Source organism: Brevibacillus sp. NSP2.1, from assembly GCF_000470975.2.
In the GTDB taxonomy this organism is placed as follows: domain Bacteria; phylum Bacillota; class Bacilli; order Brevibacillales; family Brevibacillaceae; genus Brevibacillus; species Brevibacillus agri.
In genome coordinates, this window is the sequence record NZ_CP048274.1 from 3,272,101 (window position 1) to 3,293,965 (window position 21,865).

General features: G+C 55.3%; 20 protein-coding genes and 1 other annotated feature (1 of these 21 cut by a window edge). Of the genes, 4 read left to right on the forward strand and 16 right to left on the reverse strand.

Annotated features, from left to right (window positions below; translation table 11 throughout):
• Positions 1–164: a binding site (T-box leader), on the forward strand; it begins 87 nt to the left of the window's first position.
• Between the two features lie 66 nt (positions 165–230).
• The 4 genes from M655_RS15805 (at position 231) to M655_RS15820 (ending at position 4,658) form a co-directional block, all read left to right on the forward strand.
• A complete protein-coding gene (locus M655_RS15805; protein WP_007785494.1) occupies positions 231–1,385 on the forward strand; it encodes a pyridoxal-phosphate-dependent aminotransferase family protein in 1,155 nt (384 codons plus the stop codon).
• Positions 1,378–2,961 (forward strand): phosphoglycerate dehydrogenase, encoded by a 1,584-nt coding sequence (gene serA / locus M655_RS15810; RefSeq protein WP_007785496.1) that lies wholly within the window; start codon positions 1,378–1,380, stop codon positions 2,959–2,961. The genes M655_RS15805 and serA overlap by 8 nt, the downstream gene beginning before the upstream one ends.
• A 125-nt stretch (positions 2,962–3,086) precedes the next feature.
• Positions 3,087–4,370: an ArsB/NhaD family transporter gene (locus M655_RS15815; RefSeq protein WP_005835975.1), complete on the forward strand. Its 1,284-nt coding sequence runs from the start codon at positions 3,087–3,089 to the stop codon at positions 4,368–4,370.
• A gap of 12 nt (positions 4,371–4,382) precedes the next feature.
• Positions 4,383–4,658, forward strand: coding sequence for a hypothetical protein (locus tag M655_RS15820; protein ID WP_025843778.1), 276 nt, complete (start codon positions 4,383–4,385; stop codon positions 4,656–4,658).
• 86 nt (positions 4,659–4,744) lie between these two features.
• On the opposite strand, the gene M655_RS15825 is transcribed toward M655_RS15820, so the two are convergent.
• From M655_RS15825 to lysA, 16 genes are all read right to left on the reverse strand, one after another.
• Entirely contained in the window at positions 4,745–5,878 is a 1,134-nt protein-coding gene (locus tag M655_RS15825; RefSeq protein WP_007785502.1) for an HAD family hydrolase, read from the reverse strand.
• Positions 5,879–5,892: 14 nt separating this feature from the next.
• On the reverse strand, positions 5,893–7,683 hold the full coding sequence (locus tag M655_RS15830) for an ATP-binding protein (RefSeq protein ID WP_005835982.1): 1,791 nt from the start codon (positions 7,681–7,683) through the stop codon (positions 5,893–5,895).
• Positions 7,684–8,400: a response regulator transcription factor gene (locus M655_RS15835; RefSeq protein WP_005835983.1), complete on the reverse strand. Its 717-nt coding sequence runs from the start codon at positions 8,398–8,400 to the stop codon at positions 7,684–7,686. It lies immediately after the preceding gene.
• Between the two features lie 90 nt (positions 8,401–8,490).
• Positions 8,491–9,720, reverse strand: a complete 1,230-nt coding sequence (gene ccsA, locus M655_RS15840; RefSeq protein ID WP_026557081.1) for a cytochrome c biogenesis protein CcsA — start codon at positions 9,718–9,720, stop codon at positions 8,491–8,493.
• A gap of 24 nt (positions 9,721–9,744) precedes the next feature.
• Positions 9,745–11,373 (reverse strand): cytochrome c biogenesis protein ResB, encoded by a 1,629-nt coding sequence (gene resB / locus M655_RS15845; protein ID WP_026557080.1) that lies wholly within the window; start codon positions 11,371–11,373, stop codon positions 9,745–9,747.
• Positions 11,374–11,385: 12 nt separating this feature from the next.
• Positions 11,386–11,910, reverse strand: coding sequence for a thiol-disulfide oxidoreductase ResA (gene resA, locus M655_RS15850; protein ID WP_005835990.1), 525 nt, complete (start codon positions 11,908–11,910; stop codon positions 11,386–11,388).
• A 109-nt stretch (positions 11,911–12,019) separates the two neighbouring features.
• The gene (locus M655_RS15855; protein WP_026557079.1) at positions 12,020–12,769 is read right to left on the reverse strand and encodes a pseudouridine synthase; all 750 of its coding nucleotides are present in this window, start codon (positions 12,767–12,769) and stop codon (positions 12,020–12,022) included.
• A 113-nt stretch (positions 12,770–12,882) separates the two neighbouring features.
• Positions 12,883–13,416, reverse strand: a complete 534-nt coding sequence (locus M655_RS15860) for a spore maturation protein (RefSeq protein ID WP_005835993.1) — start codon at positions 13,414–13,416, stop codon at positions 12,883–12,885.
• A gap of 11 nt (positions 13,417–13,427) precedes the next feature.
• Entirely contained in the window at positions 13,428–14,018 is a 591-nt protein-coding gene (locus tag M655_RS15865; protein ID WP_005835995.1) for a nucleoside recognition domain-containing protein, read from the reverse strand.
• Positions 14,011–15,180 carry a D-alanyl-D-alanine carboxypeptidase family protein gene (locus M655_RS15870; RefSeq protein ID WP_025843774.1) on the reverse strand — a complete coding sequence of 390 codons (1,170 nt, stop codon included), beginning with the start codon at positions 15,178–15,180 and terminating at the stop codon, positions 14,011–14,013. The genes M655_RS15865 and M655_RS15870 overlap by 8 nt, the downstream gene beginning before the upstream one ends.
• A gap of 96 nt (positions 15,181–15,276) precedes the next feature.
• Positions 15,277–15,861, reverse strand: coding sequence for an SMC-Scp complex subunit ScpB (scpB, locus tag M655_RS15875; RefSeq protein WP_005835999.1), 585 nt, complete (start codon positions 15,859–15,861; stop codon positions 15,277–15,279).
• The gene (locus tag M655_RS15880) at positions 15,851–16,612 is read right to left on the reverse strand and encodes a segregation and condensation protein A (RefSeq protein WP_005836001.1); all 762 of its coding nucleotides are present in this window, start codon (positions 16,610–16,612) and stop codon (positions 15,851–15,853) included. The genes scpB and M655_RS15880 overlap by 11 nt, the downstream gene beginning before the upstream one ends.
• A 20-nt stretch (positions 16,613–16,632) precedes the next feature.
• Positions 16,633–17,301 (reverse strand): site-2 protease family protein, encoded by a 669-nt coding sequence (locus tag M655_RS15885; RefSeq protein ID WP_005836004.1) that lies wholly within the window; start codon positions 17,299–17,301, stop codon positions 16,633–16,635.
• A gap of 227 nt (positions 17,302–17,528) precedes the next feature.
• Positions 17,529–17,963, reverse strand: a complete 435-nt coding sequence (locus M655_RS15890) for a peptidylprolyl isomerase (protein ID WP_005836006.1) — start codon at positions 17,961–17,963, stop codon at positions 17,529–17,531.
• 67 nt (positions 17,964–18,030) lie between these two features.
• Positions 18,031–20,298, reverse strand: coding sequence for a bifunctional diguanylate cyclase/phosphodiesterase (locus M655_RS15895; protein ID WP_026557078.1), 2,268 nt, complete (start codon positions 20,296–20,298; stop codon positions 18,031–18,033).
• 122 nt (positions 20,299–20,420) lie between these two features.
• Entirely contained in the window at positions 20,421–21,743 is a 1,323-nt protein-coding gene (lysA, locus tag M655_RS15900; RefSeq protein WP_005836011.1) for a diaminopimelate decarboxylase, read from the reverse strand.
• Positions 21,744–21,865: the final 122 nt, after the last annotated feature.

The window sequence follows — 21,865 nt, forward strand, 5'->3', positions numbered from 1 at the left end:
AAGCACTTCCGAGCTGCTGCGCTGAACGGACGATTTTTCCCGTCCCAGTAGGTGCGAACGGTAGATCCGTTATCTCTACAGGTCATGTACCTGCCAAGGCTCCTTTTTGAGAAAAAGGGAGCGAATGAGGGTGGCACCGCGAAGCAAAGCCTCTCGTCCCTCACTGTTCTGTAATAGGAGCAGTGTGAGAACGGGAGGTTTTTTATTGATTTATTTAGGAGGAGAGAGACATGTTCACTGACAAACTGATTTTGCGCATTCCCGGCCCTACCCCGATCCCCCCTCGCGTGCAGTTGGCGATGAGCCAGCCGATGATCGGACATCGCAGCGGCAAATTTTCCGCTCTGTTCGCTCGCACGGCGGAACGACTGAAGCCTTACTTCGGTACGACCCAGGACGTGTACATCCTGGCTGGCAGCGGAACCGCCGCGCTGGAAACAGGCGTCGTGAACACTCTGCAGCCTGGAGATGAGGCAGCGATTCTCGTCAGCGGCGCTTTCGGCGAGCGTTTCGCCAAAATTTGCGAGCGCTACGGCGTGGTTGCCCACCGTCTGGAGGTTCCTTGGGGGCAGGCCGTTACACCAGAGCTGCTGGAAGCTTTCCTCAAGGAAAAACCGCAAGTAAAAGCGGTATTCGCGACCTACTGTGAAACATCTACCGGGGTGCAAAACCCGATTGCCGAGCTTGCCAAAACGATCCGTACCCATTCGGACGCGCTGTTCATCGTGGACGCGGTTAGCTGCCTGGGCGCTGTCCCTTGCGAAATGGACGCCTGGGGTGTCGACATCGTCGTGACCGGCTCGCAAAAAGCGTTTATGCTGCCAACCGGCCTTGCTTTTCTGGCGGCGAGCGAACGCGCCTGGAAAGTCATCGAAGCGAACAAGCCGCTCGCTTTTTATCTCGACCTGAAGGCGTACAAAAAAAGCCTCGCCGAGCAAACAACGCCGTACACCCCTGCCGTCTCGCTCATTTTCGGTCTGGCCGAGGTGCTCGATATGCTCGACGAGGAAGGCTTGCCTGCGATCATCAAACGCCATGAGCTGATGCGCGACATGACCCGCGCAGCCATGCGGGCGTTGAACGTCAACCTGATGGCCGACGACGCTTACGCCGCTCTGACCGTCACTTCCTGCGATCCTCAAGGGGCGTTTGACGCAGAAGCGCTGCGCAAGGTGCTGACGAAGCAGTACAACGTCACCATCGCCGGCGGCCAACAGCATTTGAAGGGGAAAATTTTCCGCATCGGGCACATGGGCTATTGCGAGCCGCTCGATGTCCTGCAAGTGATTTCCGCGATTGAAATGTCGCTCCACCAGATCGGTGCTCCAGTCGAACTGGGTGCCGGTGTCAAAGCTGCTCAGGAGGTGCTCATTGCACATGTATAAAGTTCTCATTACTGACCCACTTAGCGAATTTGGTATCCAGCAACTGCTGGACGCAGAAGATGTCGAAGTCGTCCGCAAAACCAACCTCTCTCCTGCTGAGCTGATCGAAGTCATCGGCGACTACGACGCCTTGCTCGTCCGCAGCCAAACACAGGTGACAGCCGAGGTGCTCGCCGCCGGGAAGAACCTGAAAGCAGTCGGCCGCGCTGGCGTAGGCGTGGACAATATCGACATCGCCGCAGCGACCCAGGCGGGTATCCCGGTCATCAATGCGCCGGACGGCAATACGATTTCCACCGCCGAGCATTCCTTCGCCATGCTGATGGCAGTCGCTCGCAACATCCCGCAGGCGCACAAAAAGCTGGTCGACGGCACTTGGGACCGCAAAAGCTTCCAAGGAGTGGAGTTGAACAAAAAAGTGCTCGGCGTCATCGGCATGGGCCGGATCGGCTCCGAGGTCGCCAAACGGGCCAAAGCGTTTGGGATGAGCGTCATGGGCTACGACCCGTTCATGACGGAAGAACGCGCGCAAAAAATGGGCGTCATCCACGCGACTGTCGATGAGATTTGCCGTCAGGCCGATTTCATCACCGTTCACACCCCGCTGACAAAAGAAACACGCCACATCATCAGCACGCGTGAATTTGCCAAGATGAAGGAAGGCGTGCGTCTCATCAACTGCGCGCGCGGCGGCATCATCGACGAGAAAGCGTTGTACGAAGCCATCACAAGCGGCAAAGTCGCCGGAGCCGCTCTGGACGTATTCGAGGAAGAGCCGCCTGTCGACAACCCGCTGGTCGGCCTGCCGCAAGTGGTCACGACCCCTCACCTGGGCGCTTCGACAGTGGAAGCGCAGGAAAACGTCGCGGTCGACGTTTCCGAGGAGATTTTGAAGGTACTGCGCGGCGAGCCGTTCAAAAACGCCGTAAACCTGCCGTCCATCCCTGCACACGTGATGGAAAAGGTGCAGCCGTACTTCCAGCTCGGTGAGAAGCTGGGCCATTTCCTCGCCCAAGTGACTGTCGGTTCGATCTCCGAGGTGGCAATCAAATACAGCGGCGAGCTGACCGACGTGGATACGTCGCCACTGACCCGTACCGTCCTGAAGGGCGTCTTGTCCTTCCGCCTCGGCGAAGTCGCGAACTACGTGAATGCGCCGCTGCTGGCAAAAGTGCGCGACATCACCGTTACCGAGCAAAAGGCGGCGCAAAACAAAGGCTTTACCAACCTGCTGACGGTTACCCTGAAGACGACGCAAGAAACTCGCACCGTTGCGGGTACGCGTCTCAACGGCTACGGCGCGCGGATTGTGAAAATTGACGACTTCGCCATCGACGTGGCGCCAGAAGGCTATCTGCTCTATATTCACCACAACGACCGCCCCGGTGTCATCGGACGCGTCGGTTCCATCCTTGGCGAAAACAGCGTCAACATCGCGACGATGCAAGTAGGGCGCCGCGATGTCGGCGGAGACGCGATCATGATGCTGTCTGTAGACAAACCGCTGACCCCCGAGCTGCTCGATACGATGGGCGAGCTGGCCGAAGTGAAAAGCGTCACGCAAATTGAACTGTAGGCGGTTTTTCCCGCTTCATTTTTCGCCGAAAAGACCTGGCTGCGCGCCGGGTCTTTTGCTTTACCCTCCATTTTGTTAGCGCTATAATGGGACAAGATGATTTTACACCAAGAAAGGAGTTTCTTATGACGAACCAGGCGCTGTTCGCCATTGGCATCTTTTTAGTTACTTACGCATTTATTATTAGCGAAAAATTGCACAGAACGATCGTCGCCATGTGCGGCGGGATTCTCATGGTGCTGTTTGGCATCGTCACCCAGGAGCAGGCGATTCATCACATCGACTTCAACACGCTCGGCCTCTTGATCGGGATGATGATTCTCGTAGCTGTGACAGCGCAAACCGGCGTGTTCAAATACGTCGCGATTCGCGCCGCCAAGCTGGCAAAAGGCAAGCCAGTCCGCATTCTCGTCTACTTGAGCATCATCACCGCGCTCGCTTCTGCTTTTCTGGACAACGTCACGACGGTGCTCCTGATCGTCCCCGTTACGTTCAGCATCGCCAGACAGCTTGAGCTGAATCCGATTCCTTTTTTAATCAGCGAAATTATTGCCTCCAATGCAGGCGGTACCGCAACCTTGATCGGCGACCCGCCCAATATCATGATTGGCAGCTCCGTGCCCGAGCTTGATTTTATGGCGTTTTTGCTGAATTTGAGTCCGGTTATTGCCATCATCATGGCGCTGACCATCTTGTGCCTCGTTTTCATTTATCGGAAACAACTGCATACTTCTCCGGAGCTGAGCGCGAAGATCATGCAGTTGAACGAACGCGACGAAATTACCGATACGACCTTGCTGAAAAAATCATTGACCGTCATGGCTTTGACGATTATCGGCTTCATGCTGCACGGGGCCCTGCATCTGGAATCCGCGACCATCGCGCTCACTGGCGCTTTTCTGCTTCTCCTCATCACCGGAGAGCATTACCTGGAGGACGCGATCAGCAAAGTCGAGTGGAACACGATTTTCTTTTTCATCGGCTTGTTTGTCCTTGTATCGGGTCTGGTCGAAACAGGCGTCATCGCGAAGCTGGCGAGCCAGGCGATCAACCTGACAGGGGCCGATCCGTTGAAAACGTCGCTGCTCATTCTGTGGATGAGTGCGATTGCTTCGGCGTTTGTGGACAACATCCCGTTCGTCGCGACGATGATCCCGATGATTAAAGAGATGGGGGCACTGGGCATTACCAACCTGGAGCCGCTTTGGTGGAGCCTCGCTCTCGGCGCCTGCCTGGGCGGAAACGGCACGCTCATCGGTGCCAGTGCCAACGTCATCGTCGCCGGTCTCGCCGCCAAGGAAGGGCATCATATCGGCTTTGTCAGCTTTATGAAGGTGGCTTTTCCGCTGATGATTATGTCGATTGTCGTCTCCCATCTGTACGTTTACTTACGCTATTTTGTCTGGTAAGGAGGAAACCGTTTGCTCCACTACACATTTGCTGAGAATGAAATCGAGATCACGGAGAAAAGCGCAGCGCAGGACACTACTTTTACGATTGCGGTCAAGTCCGAGGAAATGAGAACGCGGCTGAAGCAGGTTCGCCATTTTTTTGAGGAAAACAAAGATTACACCGATGTGCTGTTTTACTCGCGCCAGGACGGAACCTACGAAGTGATCGTCCGCCACGATCAAAAGCACGCGTTTCTCATTCACGCCTTCCGCTGCAAATGTTTGACCTCCTTGCGCTGGGCTTGAGCTTGCACACACGTTTGAACAAAATCACAAAGACTCCGCCGCTTTTCATTGCGATGGAGTCTTTTTCGTACGCCGTGCGCTTGGCTTCACTTCAAGATGTCCAAAAGGCCGCGAACATCATCCAAAATGTAGTCGGCTTGCACTTCTTCAAATTTGCTGCGGGCCTCCTGGCCTGACAATCCGGTCAGTGTCGCCGCAAACCGGCAGCCGATGGAGCGAGCCGCGAGGAAATCGGCCAAGGAATCTCCCACGACCAGTACTTCGGCGCCGTTCGCGATCGGCAGCGGGTATTGCAGCACGTCACGGTCCGGTGTGGACAAGCCGAGCAAACCTTTTACATACGAAAAAGGATGCGGCTTGGACAAGGGCACGTAGTTCGGGCAGTTCGCTTCTGCTTCGAGCACATGAGTGGCGGTCACTACACGCTCAGGGTCAAACCAATCCAACAGGCCCATCTCGCGCAAAGGAACGTGTGTCTCGATGCTCGGACGGCCTGTTCCAATGCCCAATGTGTACCCGCGTTCTGTTAACGTGCGGAACAGCTCGACCATGTCTTTCGTCGGCACAATCGGGATTTCGTCAGTCAGGAAGCCTTTTTTGCCTGGCTGCATCGTTTCCCGTCCGATAGAGGCAGCCACTCGCTCATCGCCCAAGTACCATTCCTGAAACGTCTCCTGCACCAACTGCCACAGGGCGCAGTTCGGCGAAAACATGTCGGTTTCCACTCCGCAACGTTCGCGGGCCAGCTCGTTCAAATACAACAGCAGGTCGGCCTTTTGCGCCGAGCTTCGCGCAAAGTCAGGGAGAAAAGCAGCGTAGTCGACCTGAAAATCAGGAGCGTAGACGGTTGCCCAGTCGCGCAGCCGGGCGAGCTCTTGCCGCTCAAGCGGAGCGGTGAGCAGGCTTGCCGCTTCCGGCACGTGCGGCTTGAGGGCTTCGATCAAACGAATCAACTGGTAGGAAAACGCGAGGAAAACCATATCCCAGTTGGAATTGATGCCGCGGGATTTGATGAAATCCAGCACTTCATCATGCGCGAACACTTGCTCACGGACGCGCCGAATCAGCGCTTCCTCGGGAGCCGGAGTAAACGTATCCCCTTGCAAACCGACGTACCCCGGACTGAACAAAAGCTCCCAGACTGTCAGCGCGGAAGCATCGAAGTAGCGTTCTTCGCTGAGCATAACCCCATCCACATCAAACAAGATCGTTTTTATCATCTCTCTCTACACTCCTATTTGTTTTTCGCCTGTACGGTCATCGCGATCGTAAAGGTCGTACCCTCTCCCAGCTTGCTTTGCACGCCGATTGTCCCGCCGTGCGCTTCGACGATGTTGCGCGCGATGGCAAGACCCAGTCCGGTCCCGCCTACGCGCCCGCGTGTCCGGGCCTTGTCGGCCTTGTAGAAGCGCTCGAACACAAACGGCAAATCCTCCTGCGGAATCCCGCTGCCTGTATCGCTGATCTCGATCAGCAAAGTCTTGTCGCCGCGCGCGCGGATGGTGACGCTGCCCCCGCTCGGCGTGTGCCTGAGCGCGTTGTCGATCAGGTTGGTCAACACCTGCTCCATCCGGTCCGGGTCGATGTAGACCTCGCTGTGCGACGTCGTCACATCCAAAAGCAGTGTAATCCCGCGCTCCCGGGCCAGGTTCGTGAACTTGCGCTGGATTCGCTCCAGGTACGGGCGCAGCTCCACAATCTCCTGAAACAGCTCCACATGCCCGGCTTCCATCCGCGCCAGGCTGAGCAGCTCGTTGACCAGCTTGGTCATGCGCACCGACTCGTCGTAAATGATTTGCGCAAGTTCTTTGTGCTCTTCCGGCGTCGTCGCGATATCGTCGACTATCGCCTCGCTGTAGCCTTGCAACATGGACAACGGTGTGCGCAGCTCGTGCGACACATTCGCCACGAAATCGTTGCGCATTTTGTCCAGCTTTCGCTCCTGGGTGATGTCGCGCAGGACGGCTACAGCCCCGCGAATTTGCTCGCGGTCATTGAGCGGCACCATGACAAGCGCCCAGATGCGGCCCTGTACCGGAATGTCCTCCGTGACCTCCTGCCCGGTTTGCACGACCTGCTGGTAAAAGGCGAACAGCGGAACCTGCTCGTCCTTGTGCTCGAACTCCCAATCGCGCAAAAAGCGCTCTGCGGGCGGATTCGTGACGGCAATTTTCCCGTTGACGTCGATCATGACCACCCCGTCCACCATCGAGCGCAAGACGCTTGCGAGCTGCTCCTTTTCTTTGGACAAGGCGTCGACAAGCTGATTCAGCTTGCTCGCCATCGTGTTGAACGAGGCCGCCAGCTCGCCGGTTTCGTCCGTTGTTTTGATCGGAACTTCCGCGTGAAAATCGCCTTCCGCGATCCGGTGCGCCGTCTCCTTCATTTGCCTGAGCGGAATCGTGATCCGCGACGACAGGAAAAAGGCAAACACCGTGGTAGAAACGAATGCAATCACGCCGACGACAAAAATTAAAAACCGCACTTCGTTTACGGTATCGTCAAAATCCTCAATCGCCTGGTACATCACCACAGCGCCCTGCTTGCCCGGCGCGACCTCCAACGGCACCGCCACCGCGAGCATTTGCACGCTGCTCATATGGTCGTTCGGATTGTTCGAGGCCACCTGCAAGTATATTCGCTGCGGGGCGGGATGCTTTCCGGCCAGTGCCTCGGACAGATGCAACGCCTGGTCTTTCAGCAACTGCTCGACGGGAATGTCTGGCAAGCCGTTGCCTTCGCTTTTTCCGATGACCTGGCTGTTCTCATCCAGCACCACCATCCCGGTGTGGTGGACAAGGCCAAAGGTCGAAGCCATCTCCAATGCTTCCCGCTTGTCCGCGCTCGCTGCCAGCCCCTTGGACAATCCCTCTGCCAGCTCCTGCAAATTTTTCGTCTGCCGATTGCTGTAAAAGCTGTCAAACGACTGCACGAGCAGCAGGCTGAAGATCGTCAAAACGAGCGCAAACAGCGCAATAATCGTCATCCATAGCTTTCCGACAACGCTGCGAAAAATAACGTCCACTTATTTCGGCACCTCAAGCTTGTAGCCGACTCCCCAGACGGTCGCAATCATGTTGGCCGCCTGCGGAGAAACCCGGTTCAGTTTTTCGCGCAGCCGCTTGATGTGCGTATCTACCGTGCGCAAATCTCCGAAAAACTCGTAATGCCAAACGTCTTTGAGCAGCTCCTCGCGCGTAAACACTTTGTCCGGCGACAGGGCGAGGTAGTGCAGCAGCTCGTACTCTTTCGGCGTGAGGCTCACTTCCTGGCCGCTCGCGATGACTTTGTGCGCGTCGTGGTCGATCGTCAGCTCGGGGAAAACAAGCACGGAGTGGCTGTTGAACGTCTCCGTCTTCAAGTAAGCGGTAGCGGAGGAACGGCGCAGAATCGCTTTGACCCGGTACATGACCTCGCGCGGGCTGAACGGCTTGACAACGTAATCATCGACTCCCGCCTCAAAGCCATGCACACGGTTTGTTTCTTCGCCTTTTGCCGTGAGCATGATGATCGGGGTTGCCTTGAACTCGCGAATGCGCTGGCATACTTCGATCCCGTCCATCCCGGGAAGCATCAGGTCGAGCAAAATAATATCGTAATCGCTGCCGACAGCCATCTCGACAGCCTGTTCGCCATTGTCAGCCTCGTCGATGAGGAAGTTTTCCCTTTCCAGGTACATTTTCAGCAGGCGGCGAATGCGCTCCTCATCGTCTACTACGAGAATACGTGCCATTTTTTCCATGTTTAACACCTCTTGGCCTCATGATATCGTACAACGGTTTGAAGATAGTCCAAAAAGCTGGCAAAATCACCAGCTTTTTGAAGGGGTATGCTACACGCCTGCGTAGGAGTGCAGACCGGCAATGACCAGATTGACCACGACCAGTGTAATTAAAATGATAACGAATCCGATGACGGACATCCAGGCTGATTTCGCACCGATCCAGCCGCGCGATAGGCGCAGGTGCAAATACGCACTGTAAAACAGCCAGACGATGAGCGCCCATACTTCTTTCGGGTCCCAGCCCCAGAATCGTCCCCAAGCTTCCTGCGCCCAAATCATCGCAAAAATCAAGGCGCCCAGGGTGAACACAGGATAGCCGATACTGATGGCCCGGTAGCTGATTTCATCCAGCAGGTCAGGCTCGATGCCTTCCAGCGAAGGCTGGATCACAGCGCCGAGACGCTTGCGGAAAATCAGGCGCAGCCCGCCGTACAAAACGGTCCCGGTGATGATCGACCAGAGCATCGTGTTCAGTTTGCGCGCGGCGTCCTTCCCTTCCATCCAGGTCGGCGCTTCGAACCACGGGTTCATCGGCCCGGCCTGAACGATTTTCGAATCGGCTGGGGCGACGATCGCGGGCATCGTGTACTCCACCTGTACTTTTTCCATCTGCCCGGCCGCGTTCATCTCCTCCATGTTCATTTCAAAAACGGTCTTTTGTTCCATTCTGGCAAATGTGGATTCCATCAAAATGAACCCGACGAGCATGAGAACGACAGCAAGCACGAACTCCAGCCACTTGGTGCTGCGCGTAGAAATATGTTGCGGCACCGTACGAATCAAATACATCAGCCCTGCTGCGAAACCGACTGCGAGAATCCCTTCCCCGAGCGCCGCTGTCGTCACGTGAATGTGCAGCCAGTAGCTTTGCAGCGATGGAATCAGCGGCGTCACTTCTTTGGGGAACACGTACGAATACGCCAGCATGATGACCCCGAGCGGAAGCACAAACGCCCCGATTACCGTCAGCTTGTAGATGCGATAAATAATCAGATAGGCCAGGATAATACAGTAATCCAAAAAGGCCATAAACTCAAACATGTTGCTCGTCGGGCTGTGCCCTCCGCCAATCCAGCGGGCAATCACATACCCTGTCTGCGCCAGAAAGCCAATGACCGCAAGCCAATAGGCAATCCGGCCATAGCGTTCCTCATGTTGCTTCGGATCGCGTCCCGCCCAGTTTTTCCCCGTCATCGCCACCACAAACACAATCGACGAGATCACGTACAGCAAAAACGCGATATCCAGTAACCAGTCACTCAATTGTATGAGCTGCACGTCGAGAGTACCCCCTTGGAGCTTTTACGCCTTCGTTTTTTCTTCCATGGTTACAGGGAGCTGCAACTGCTCAACCAAACCGTCCACTTCCCTGCGAAGCCCGAACCAGTTTTTGTTCGTATGCGCTGCCAGCAAAATCGTTCCATCCTGTGTCTGCACCCAGATGCGGCGATGCTGCCAGAAGAAGCCCATCGCGACACCGATCATAAAGATAAACGCCCCGAAGTAAATGAGCGGCACGGCCTTGTCGATCCGCACGTTCAAGCCGGAGATGTCGATCAGATCAGGCTTGTGGAAGGTCAGGCCGAAGCGGGCATCCGATTTTTGCGTCAAAACCGAGCCTTGCAAATAGACCAGCTTCTCGCTTTGCTGTGTAGCTTCATCCACAATCTCCAGCGCGACCATCGGATTTTTCGGCAGGTTCGTTTTCGTAGCAGGCTTGCCGTCGCTGCCCATGATGAAATCCGGGAAGTAATCCAGGACTCGCACCTTGATTCCGGCGGCGACTTCTTGCTCTACTGCCGGATTGTACAGATCGACCTTGAACGCCCCCAGCTCCTTGTCTCCGTTTTTCACGTCGACCAGCACAAAGTTGAGAGCGCCGAGCTGCATCTCCTGTACCCCTGACTGATAAATCGCAATATCTCCTTCGATCATCGGGTGGTTGACGATAATCGGGCCTTTTTGCACTTCGACCAGATCGGGTTTCTTGCCCGGTACGTCCGCGTTTTTGTTCAAGTACAGGACGGCATCGGTCTGGAAGCTTTTCGGGATTACGCCCCCGTTCAACTCCAGCTTCTCCGGCATTTCTTCCTCCGACCAGTACGTCGTCTGGTAGTTCTCGCTTTTTATGTAGTAGGGCGTCTCCGGGATCGCAACGGTTTGTCCCTCGCGCACCCAGACGAACTCGTCCAAGTAGAAGCCAGGGATATTGCGCATGAGCACACCGATCAGAAACAGGATCAAACCGATGTGGTTGATGTATGGGCCCCAGCGGCTAAAGCGGCCTTTTTCGGCCATGATCGCCCGCTCTGCCCGGAAAATCCGGTAGCCTTTTTTCTTCAGGACGGCGGCCGAGCGCTCCAGAAGCTCCGCCTGATCTGCTTCCGGCGCAAGCTCTCCTTCGCCAAACAGCTTCTGCCCCTTCAAAAACGACTTGTGCTGATTGAGCCGCGGCTTGCTGAGCGCCTTGTAGAGCGGAACGACCCGGTCGAGACTACAGATGACCAGCGAAGTTCCCAAGAGCACGAGCAGCGTCACGAACCACCAGGAGGAGTACAGATTGTGAAAGCCCAGCCCGTAGTAAACGGTTCCGAGCGTCCCGTACGTATCGGTATAGAAGCGCGCCACATCGGCTTCTGTCGGCACCGGAACAGGTATGTATTGTTGCTGCGGAAACACCGTTCCGACGGCAGAGGCAACCAGAATAACGATAATGATACCGATTGCAATTTTGACCGAGGAAAAAGTATTCCAGATTCGGTCGATCCACTTTTTCGTGTACGTCTGGGAACGCCGTGCCATCCCTTCGTAGCGCATGTCGGGAAACTGTATCTGCTCGAACACTTCCACATTCAACGGCTTCCCGCACGATTCACAGAGCAGCGTTCCGACGGGATTCGTATGTCCACATTCACATTTTCGCTGATCCATATTGCTCCTCGCTTACGGCAAAATTTTGGACAGTTTGTCCGCAATCATCGCTTCATTTAGTTGTCCGATAAAAATTTCCTTCACTTCTCCATCAGGCGCGATGAAAAAGGTCGTCGGAATCGGACCGATCCGGTACAGCTTCGTAATTTGCGACTGGCGGTCCAGCAAAATCGGAAACTCGACGCCGAACTGCTTCACAAATGGCTCTACGGCAACCGGCGACTCGCCGATGTTCACGCCGAGTACAACCAGTCCTTTGTCCTTGAACTTGCTGTATTGTTCCTGCAAGGCGGGCATTTCCTTTTTACAGGGCTCACACCACGTCCCCCAAAAGTTGAGCACGACGCCCTTCCCTTTCAAATCGTCAAGGGCCAATTCTGGTCCATTGAGCTGCTCCAGGCTGAAATTCGGAGCGTCTCTCCCTACTTTTACCGCATTCGGGTCCTTCACGAAGCTGGAGTAGAGTGCAAAAACCAGGGCGACAAGCAGCAGACCCAATACCGCGATCCTGACATATGTACGATTGCTTTTGTTCATGTTGCCCATACTCCCATCTACTACAAATAAATTGCAGGCATTATCCATTCTATTATAGCGTTCCTAGATTTTCCGCCAGCGCATAACTTATGAACAGATTTTGAACGAATCACAGTTTTGCCCCTCGGCTCCGCCTGTTTTGAATCAGTCCCTGCCTGAGCTTGTCTACTTCCTGCCGCGACAGCGGACGATACTGGCCTGGCCGCAAGCCTTCCAGCGTCAAAAAGCCGAGGCGAATGCGCTCCAGCGTCAAAACGGGATGGCCAATCGCGTCGCACATCCGCCGGACTTGCCGATTCCGTCCTTCGTGGATGGTCAGCTCGATAAGCGCCTTCGCATTGCCTGACTCTGCCTTCACCAGTCTGGATGCCCCCGGCGAAGTCATGCCGTCCTCCAGGCGAATCCCGGTCGCGAGCTTTTTCAGCTTTTCCTGGCTTGGCACGCCTTTTACCCAGGCGCGGTACACCTTGTCGATTTCATAGCTCGGATGGGCAAGCTTGTTGGCGAGATCGCCGTCGTTCGTCAGGAGCAGCAAGCCTGACGTATCATAGTCGAGACGTCCTACCGGATAGACGCGCTCTTTTACTCCTGTCAGCAAGTCGGTCACTACCCGCCGTCCGCGGGGGTCGGTGACGCTCGTGATGACGCCTGTCGGCTTGTACAGCAAATAGTAGACGTGCTCTTCCAGCGCGATTTCCCGGCCTTTTACCGTAATCCGGTCAGTCGCTGGATCGACCTTCATCCCTTGCTCGCGAACGACCTGTCCATTCACCTGCACGTGTCCTTGTGCGATCAGTTCCTCACAATGCCGGCGAGAGGCGACTCCAGCATGCGCCAATACCTTTTGCAAACGTTCCATTGTTGGATCACCTCTACAACATCATACCCATTCTTACCAGTGTGGACAAGAAAAAGGGAAAAACTTCCCCGGCGTTCGAGGAAGTTTTCTCATCCGACATGTCTGTTTTCGATTCAGGAGAACACATACGAGACGATCAGCAAGGAAAAAATGACCCCTGCCAGGTCAGACCACAAACCTACTTTCAGCGCGTAGCTCGAATTGCGAATCCCGACAGCGCCGAAGTAGACGGTCAAGACATACAGCGTCGTGTCCGTGCTGCCTTGCATCGTGGCAGCCAACCGGCCGAAAAACGAATCCGGCCCGTACTGGGCGATCAGATCGGTCGCAATCGCAAGCGAGCCCGTCCCGGTCAGCGGACGCAGCAGGGCGAGCGGCACGAGTTCCTCGGGAAAATGCAGCATGTCGAGCACAGGCTTGATTCCCCGCAAGAGCAAGTCCAGCGCCCCCGACTCGCGGAACATGCTGACTGCGACCATCATCGCGATCAAATGGGGCAAGATGCGAATGGTCGTGGTCAGCCCCCCTTTTGCCCCTTCGACGAATGTTTCGTAAACCGGGACCTCTCTCTTCCACCCGTATAAAAGGACAAACGCGATCGTAACGGGAATCGCCCATAGCGAGAGCAGGGACACCCATTGGTACATACGGTTTCCCCCTAACTGTGACGTCGTAAGTGACGATAGCGATACCAGCGGTCGATGAAAAGCGCCACGATCGTTGCGGCAAAGGAAGAGACAAGCGTCGTGCCGACTATCTCCACCGGATTGACCGAGCCGTACTGCATCCGGATGGCAATCATCGTGGTAGGGATGATCGTGATGCTCGCGGTGTTGATCGCAAGTAGCGTGCACATCGCCGGGGAGGCGTGCTGCTTATCCGGGTTGAGCTTTTGCAGCTCTTCCATGGCTTTCAGTCCCATCGGCGTCGCCGCGTTGCCAAGTCCGAGCAGGTTGGCGCTCATGTTCGACAAAATATAGCCCATGGCAGGGTGCCCTTTTGGCACGTCGGGAAACAGCAGTTGGATGATCGGCGCCAAGACTTTAGACAACAGCGCGAGCAGCCCTGATTTTTCTGCGACTTTCATGATGCCCATCCAGAAGGCAAGCACGCTCAGCAGGCCAAAGCATACCGTGACGCCCGTTTTTGCTCCTTCAAAGGCAGCGGCGTTGACCGCTTCCATCCGCCCGGTGACGGCTGCCACCACGATGCTAATGACAATCAGTCCGAGCCATATGACATTAAGCACTCCACAGCCCCCCTGCCACGATGTCCCAGAGTTGCTTCCAAAACGCATGCGCGCCCGTCAGCGGCTGGCTGCTCGTCGGGGCGTCCGCGCGAACGAGCAGCGGAACCTGCCCGATCATCTGTTCCTTCAAATAAAGCTGCAAAAAGCCGACAAGCTGCCCATCCATCTTCGGGGTAATCGTCGATTGGCCCACTACCACGCGCTGCTTAATCCCCGCCTCCTCCGCAGTCTGGAGCGGATAGCGAAACGCGTTTTGTGTCACCAGATGGGTCCCTGCTTCCATCGTGAGCGGCATCTCCGGCTGGACGTCCTGCCCTTCCCCGACCAGTTGCTTCAGCGGGAACTGGGCAAATCCGTAGTCCAACAGCTTCGCCGAATCGTTCCAGTCATCCGAAGCGTTCAACGTAATCGTCGCCAACTGTCGCCCGTCGCGCGTGGCCGATGCTGCGAGGCAACGCTTCGCCAGCTTCGTATAGCCTGTTTTGACGCCGTCCGCTCCGTTGTACAGGTGCAGCATCTTGTTTTTGTTCAAAAGCCGTCTGTCCCACTCTTCCCCTTCCCAGGAGATATCCTTGACTTTGGTGGACACGATCTGGCGAAAGACGGGATTGCGCAACGCATAGGCGGACAGCTTCGCCATATCTTCCGGCGTGGAGTAATGCTGGTTGCTGTCATCGAGCCCGTGCGGATTGGTAAAATTCGTATGCTCCATCCCGATCAAGGCGGCTTTTTCATTCATCAAATACGTAAAGCCGGGGACAGAGCCGCCGATATGGGTGGCAATCGTGACGGCAGCGTCGTTTCCGGAGCGCAGCATCAGACCGTAGAGCAGCTCTTCCAGCGTCAGCTTCTCGGAGCGCTTCAGGTAGATGGACGAGCCTTCTACGCCTACCGCTTCCGGTGGTACGGTCACCACATCGTCCAGCTTCCCGGTCTCAATCGCGACAATCGCCGTCATCGTCTTCGTCAGGCTGGCGATCCGCATTTTTTTCGTGCCGTTTTTCGAGTAGAGAATCCGCCCGCTGGCAACGTCAATCAGGGCCGCCCCCTCGGCAGACAGGCTCGGCGGCGCTTGGGCTTCTGCGATTGATACCGGAGCCAATAGGAGCTGTATAAAAAGAAAAACGACGAGTCCGCCGGACAGAAGTTTTCGCACGTTCATAAACGTCCTCCCCATCCCAAAAGTACAACGATACACAGGTTTGTACATATATATGGGGACGAGTCGGGAGGTAGTACGAAAAACTGTCCGAACTGACTAATCGTTTGTCTTTTCTTCCTGCTTGCCAAATAGCGCGGATGCTTCCATGCGGATTTCCTCGATATCCAGATTGACGGGCGGCTCCGGCAGATCGGAAATTTCGCGCAGGCCAAAATGCTCGAGAAACTCTTTGGTCGTGGCGTACAAAATCGGGCGTCCGATCCCCTCGGCTCTGCCCGCTTCGCGAATGAGCTGTTTCGACAAAAGCGTATTAAGTGCCTTTTCGCACTTCACGCCGCGGATTTCTTCGATTTCCGAGCGCGTCAAAGGCTGCTTGTAGGCAATGATGGCGAGCGTCTCCAATGCGGCCTGGGACAGCGTCGACTGTCCCGGCGAGGTTGCCAGTCGTTCGAAATACGGAACATGCTCGGGCAAGGTGGTCAATTGATACGCCTTGGCCACTTCCACGATTTGCACGCCGCGCCCTGCCCGGCGAAAGTCCGCTTTCATGTCCTCGATCAAATCAACGACCTCTTCTTCCGACACCTCGACGATTTCACTGATCTCCTTGGCATCAATGCCTTCATCCCCCGAGATGAACAGCAAGCCTTCGATCACGCCTTTCAGCTTGTCATAGTCCATCGTTTTGGGCTCCTTCCGCATCACATATCATGATGTCCTGAAACAGTTGATTTTGAATACATGTAATGTGCTTTGCCTTCATCAACTCCAGCAAAGCGAGAAATGTCGTCACGATTTCCGAACGGGTCGCCCCTTTGGAAAAAAGCTGGGAAAAGCGCACCATTCCGCCGCCGACACGCACTAGCTGGCGAATTTGCGTCATCCTGTCCTTGATCGAGATTTCGTCACGGGAAACCTTTGTCATCGGCTCCTTGTCTTTTGCTTTTTGCACCAGCTTTTCCAGAGCGTTAATCAGATCGTACAAGGTCACGTTTTTGACCGTGTGATCTTCCTCGCGCACGTACGGCGCCAGACTTTCCGCAGGCCGGGTAAACACCTGGTTGCGGCCGATTTCCATCTCGCGCAACTGCTCGGCCAATAGCTTGTAGCGCTTGTACTCCAACAGCCGCGCCACCAGTTCCTCGCGCGGGTCCACTTCCTCGACATCCATATCGAGAAACGGCTGAAACACGTGCTCCTCTTTTCTTGGCAACAGCATCTTGCTCTTGATCGAGAGAAGCGTCGCCGCCATGACGACAAACTCGCTGGCGACGTCCAATTGCAGCTCTTGCATTTGATCGATCGTCGCAAGGTATTGCTCGGTAATTTCCGCTATCGGGATGTCGTAGATGTCCACTTCCGCCTTGTCGATCAGGTGCAGCAAAAGGTCAAGGGGCCCTTCAAAGGAATCAAGTTTGATGCTGTATGCCAAAAGACGTCCCCTCGTTTCCTTTAAATGAACACGCTCACGATGCCCGCTGCAATCTGTTGCACAAAGTTCAGCATCATGCCCATAGGAACTCCGAAGATCATGGAGCTAACCCCCGGGATAAAGATCAAGAGCAGCAAAAGCCACGGGCCGTAAATTTCAAAGTTGTAAAAAGCGCCATCCCAGCGTCTCGGCGACAGGAAACGCACGATCTTGTACCCGTCGAGCGGTGGAACCGGCAGCAAGTTGAACACAAACAGACCGATATTGATGATGATACAGAATCGGAGCGTCGTCTCCAGCGCAAACGCCGCTTTGTCGCTCATGCCGTCCATCACGCCGAAAAGGCTTACGAGTATGTAAATGACGCAGAAAAGAATCGCCAGCACCAGGTTAATCAGTGGCCCCGCCGCTGACACGTACACAATGCCCAACCGCTTGTTCCCGCGAAAATGCAGCGGGTTGATCGGCACAGGCTTGGCCCAGCCGAACGGTCCAAACAGAATGAGGATCAAACCGAACGGATCGATATGCGGGATTGGATTTATCGTTAAACGGCCCTCATTTTTGGCGGTATCGTCGCCCAACTTCCAGGCGACAAAGGCGTGCGCCCATTCGTGCAAACTGAAAGCGATAACGAATGCAATCATGCGAAACGGTACCGTTTTCCAATCAAAGTGAAAAAGATCCATTGGTTCCCCCTTAACAGCCTCTAAGGCAAAGCCGTTCCCCCCAAGCCAGCATATCATGCTATGTCGAGGCAGCTTGTTTACGCAGCTTGTGAAAAGTCCATCGGCTATGCTCGGCAAAAAATCGTCTACCCTATAGGATACCAGCAGATGGATAGGCTTACAAGTGTATTCGCGGCGCAATAAAAAGCACCGGCAAGCCTGTGCCCGCCGGTGCTGCAAAACGCTGATTATTCGGCTCCGACTTTTACGGTTGCCATTTTGTCGCCTTGCTTGATCGCGTCGACATGCTCCATGCCGGAAGTCACGCGGCCAAACACAGTATGTACGCCATCGAGGTGCGGGAAGGAATCGTAGCAGATGAAGAACTGGCTGCCGCCTGTGTCTTTGCCTGCATGCGCCATGGAGAGCGCACCGCGCAGATGCTTGTGCGGGTTTCCTTTTGTTTCACATTTGATGGTGTAGCCTGGCCCGCCTGTTCCTGTTCCATACGGGCACCCGCCTTGAGCTACGAAGCCAGGAATGACACGGTGGAACGAAAGACCGTTGTAGAAGCCTTCGTTTGCCAGTTTTTCAAAGTTCGCAACGGTTCCCGGAGCTTCCTGATCGAACAGCTCCAGCTCGATTTGACTACCATTTTCCATGGTGATGTGCGCTTTTTTCATGGATGAGCCTCCAGACCTTGTAAAGTTAACGTTCCTATTTTACCACGCGCAAAGGTCCCCGTCCAATTTATACCTCCACGCCCGTCTGCTGCTCGCATTCGCGGTCGTGGACAAACACCGTGCCGGGATGCGACTTGGCCGTTTTTTTCACATCTGCCGCCCGCCGCGCCACTGCTTCCGCGCTCGCGTACAGGTCAGGGCCGAGATCCACTCCGGCCATCGACATGGACAGTTGCACCTCATCGCCCATCCGGCACTTTTCATAAATGTCCGCGAAGTACGACGAAAACGAATCAATCAGAAAAGCAATGAGCGCATCCACCCCGTGCGCCGACGTGATGAGAATAAAATCGTCGCCGCCGATATGGCCGATAAAATCGTTTCCGCTCCCGAACCGCCGGGACGCTTCACGCAGCAAATTCGCCGTCCGGACGATAATTTGGTCCCCGACCTCAAAGCCGTAGCGGTCATTGAACCATTTGAACCGATCGAGGTCGCAATAGATGACCATCTGCGCCTCGCGCTGCTTGATTCGCAAGTTCAGCTCGCGCTCAATCTGCACATTTCCGGGAAGTCCCGTCAGCGGATTGGCGGAGCTGGCCATTTCCAGCTTGATCGACGCCATCTTGTCGAGCAGGTTTTGCACGGTCACGATGCCGAGGTATTCATTTTGCTCGCCGACGATGATGACGACGTCGTACAGATGGTAGGCGTCCCGCGCCATGGCCCGCTTGGCTACCTCGTCCAGCCTGTCGGTTTTGCCGGCTTTGAGCGGATTCGTGTTCATGATGTGCGAAACAGGCCGCTCGTAGTAGAGCGCAATCCCGTACTGGCCGCCGAGAATTTGATAGAGGGAAAAGCGCATGACCAGCCCGATCGGCCGCCCCTCCTCCAGCACGACGACGCTTTCGATTCGCTGGTTTTGCTCAAAAATTTCGTGCACCCGGCGGACGCGGACGTGCTTTTCCACACAGATCGTCTTCGCCAAAATCTCCGTCATGTCCGGCGTTACAATCAGCGCCTCGCGCTCGCCGTTCCTTCGTTTTTCCTGCATGTAGCGCAAAAAGTTCATCGCCTGGCCAGACACTTGCGCCATCCCCTTGTCCGGCTTGCCCAAGAAATAGCCTTGGCCGTAGACGACGCCTACGTCCATCAGCGTTTCCAGCTCGCGCTCTGTTTCGATGCCTTCCGCAATAATTTTGCAGTTGACCTTCTCGGCAAACGACACGAACGTCTCCAGAAGCGCCTGCTTGATCGGGTCGACATCAATGTTGCGGATGAGCGACATGTCCAGCTTGATGAAGTCGGGGTAAATCTCCGCAATGGATTCCAGGCTGGAATACCCCGCTCCGGCGTCGTCTACCGCGATCAAATAGCCTTTTTTGCGATATTCCTCGATAATTTTGCGAAAAACGGCATAGTTGGTGATCGCCTGGCGCTCGGTAATTTCGAAGACGATGTTGTGCGGGTTGAGTCCGTAGTTGGCAAGCAGGCTCTGGACTTTGCCGCGCAGCAAAAACGGATCGTCAATCGCCCGCGGGTCCAGGTTGATAAACAGCTTTTCGTTCGGATTCAGGTAGCGCAGTTGCTCCAGCGCCCGTTTGCGGCAAATGTGCTCCAGGCGAAAAACCGTATCCGTCTCTTCCGCATAGCTGAACAACGTCGCAGGCGTGGCAAACGGGCTGTTTTGCGGGCCGCGAGCCAGCGCCTCCCAGCCCAGGGCGTGACCGTCGGGCAGATGAACGATCGGCATGAAATGCATGTGTACATTTTCTTCGGCAAGCAGCTTGTGAAACTGCGTCATGTGCGTATATTTTTCCGAGGTGATCCCGTACTTCGCCATGTGGACGGCGTGTTTGACAGAGGTGTACATCTCGCGCACGATATCGTGACCTGCAATCGGGGCGTACCCGATATGGACGCGCAAGTCCTCCCGATTGACGAAGCTGACCTGGCGATTGAGCTGCCGCTCCGCCACTTCCTGAAAATGAATGGAGAGCATGCGGCAATCTTCGTCGCTCACTTGCCCGCCAAACGAAACGTAAATGGCGAAATCGTCGCCCCACAGCTTTTGAATCGCCAAAATCCTCCCCTTGATTTCAAACGCCTGGCGGGCCACCGCCGGCAGTATGCCTTCAAAAATGTGCAGCACCCGCTTGGCGCTCGTATCGCCATAGCGCTGCTGCACTTCGGTCATTTTTACGATGTCTACGTAAAACAAGACGACATTGCGGCCTTTGTTAATTTCCTGCCGAATGACGGTCTTCATCCATTGACGCTTATCTAAGGAAAAATAAGGAAAGCGCCAAAATCGTCTGATGAGAGTCGACAGCATGCTGGATCCTCCTCGCCACCTCCATTATGGCAGGGAAGGTTTAATTTTTCGTGAATGCGGAGTGAAGGTAATATAAAAACCCTTCCGCAGCATGGTCGGAAGGGTTTGGTCTATTGATTCGCTTAGCGTTGCAACTGCGCCCGTTTTGGCAAAAGGTCGTGGCCGACTACATCCGCGTACGTCTCGCGTTTGACGACCAGCTCGGCCTCTCCGTCCTTCACGAACACAACAGCCGGACGAGCGATGCGGTTGTAGTTGTTGGACATGGAATAGCCGTAAGCCCCTGTGCTGGTCACAGCCAAAATATCGCCCGCAACCGCTGGCGGCAGCTTCACGTCCCAAATCAGCATGTCGCCAGACTCGCAGCATTTGCCTGCAATCGAAACGACTTCGCTGGCAGGCTGGTTCATCTTGTTGGCAATCGCCGCTTCATACTGCGCATTGTACAGGGCAGGACGCAAGTTGTCCGTCATGCCTCCGTCCACCGCGACGTATTTGCGGACGTTCGGAATTTCTTTTTGGGAGCCGATTCGGTACAAAGTAGTGCCCGCGTCGCCCACGATGCTGCGGCCTGGCTCGATCCACAGCTCAGGGAGCGGAATTGCACGCGCAGTCAGCTCTTCGCGAACGACATCGGTAATCGCCTTGATGTACGTTTCGGCTGGCTGCGGCGTGTCGCCCTCCACATAGCGGATTCCGAAGCCTCCGCCCACGTTCAATACTTCTGGCAGGAAGCCGTACTGTTCTTTTGCTTCGCCCAAAAGCTCTGTCAACCGCCTTACCGCGACGAGGAAGCCGTCTGTTTCAAAAATTTGCGAGCCGATATGGCTATGAACGCCCAATAAGTGCAGATGATTGCTCTCGTGTGCATAGCGGATCGCTTCCAGCGCCTGACCGTTTTGCACGTCAAAGCCAAACTTGGAGTCGATTTGCCCCGTGGAAATGTATTCGTGCGTATGAGCTTCCACACCTGGCGTCACGCGCAGGAGAACCGCAATCTTTTCGCCGCGCTCCTCGGCCAGATCGGCAAGCACGTGAAGCTCATAAAAATTGTCTACCACAAAACAGCCGATTTTCGCATCCAGCGCCATCTTGATTTCGTCTATCGACTTGTTGTTGCCGTGGAAGTGAATGCGCTCTGCCGGAAAGCCTGCCTGCAGCGCTGTGTACAGCTCACCCCCCGATACGACATCGAGAGAAAGCCCTTCTTCCTCTACCAGTTTGCACATCGCCATCGTGCAAAACGCTTTGCTGGCGTACGCGACCTGAAACGAGAAGCCCGTTTGCCTGAACGCCTCTACAAAGCTGCGGCACTTTGCGCGAATGTGTGCCTCGTCATATACGTACAGCGGCGTGCCGTACGTAGCTGCCAGGCTGGTCGTATCACAGCCCCCGATTTCCAGATGTCCCTGCTCGTTCACTCGACTTGTCCCGTGTAAAAACATAATTGGCTCCTCCCAGTCTAAACCCGCCGATTCTAACAGCCCAGATCCTATAGAGAAAGGCAACCGACCCCAATGCGTCAGTTGCCATACATAACAAGCATCGTAAGGCTTCCCCATCAATT

Bases quoted from the DNA above. Each gene is read 5' to 3' on its own strand.
- M655_RS15805 (WP_007785494.1), top strand. From the start codon at position 231: ATGTTCACTGACAAACTGATTTTGCGCATTCCCGGCCCTACCCCGATC.
- serA (WP_007785496.1), top strand. From the start codon at position 1,378: ATGTATAAAGTTCTCATTACTGACCCACTTAGCGAATTTGGTATCCAG.
- M655_RS15815 (WP_005835975.1), top strand. From the start codon at position 3,087: ATGACGAACCAGGCGCTGTTCGCCATTGGCATCTTTTTAGTTACTTAC.
- M655_RS15825 (WP_007785502.1), bottom strand. From the start codon at position 5,878: ATGATAAAAACGATCTTGTTTGATGTGGATGGGGTTATGCTCAGCGAA.
- M655_RS15835 (WP_005835983.1), bottom strand. From the start codon at position 8,400: ATGGAAAAAATGGCACGTATTCTCGTAGTAGACGATGAGGAGCGCATT.
- resB (WP_026557080.1), bottom strand. From the start codon at position 11,373: ATGGATCAGCGAAAATGTGAATGTGGACATACGAATCCCGTCGGAACG.
- resA (WP_005835990.1), bottom strand. From the start codon at position 11,910: ATGAACAAAAGCAATCGTACATATGTCAGGATCGCGGTATTGGGTCTG.
- M655_RS15855 (WP_026557079.1), bottom strand. From the start codon at position 12,769: ATGGAACGTTTGCAAAAGGTATTGGCGCATGCTGGAGTCGCCTCTCGC.
- M655_RS15860 (WP_005835993.1), bottom strand. From the start codon at position 13,416: ATGTACCAATGGGTGTCCCTGCTCTCGCTATGGGCGATTCCCGTTACG.
- M655_RS15870 (WP_025843774.1), bottom strand. From the start codon at position 15,180: ATGAACGTGCGAAAACTTCTGTCCGGCGGACTCGTCGTTTTTCTTTTT.
- scpB (WP_005835999.1), bottom strand. From the start codon at position 15,861: ATGGACTATGACAAGCTGAAAGGCGTGATCGAAGGCTTGCTGTTCATC.
- M655_RS15885 (WP_005836004.1), bottom strand. From the start codon at position 17,301: ATGGATCTTTTTCACTTTGATTGGAAAACGGTACCGTTTCGCATGATT.
- M655_RS15890 (WP_005836006.1), bottom strand. From the start codon at position 17,963: ATGAAAAAAGCGCACATCACCATGGAAAATGGTAGTCAAATCGAGCTG.
- M655_RS15895 (WP_026557078.1), bottom strand. From the start codon at position 20,298: ATGCTGTCGACTCTCATCAGACGATTTTGGCGCTTTCCTTATTTTTCC.
- lysA (WP_005836011.1), bottom strand. From the start codon at position 21,743: ATGTTTTTACACGGGACAAGTCGAGTGAACGAGCAGGGACATCTGGAA.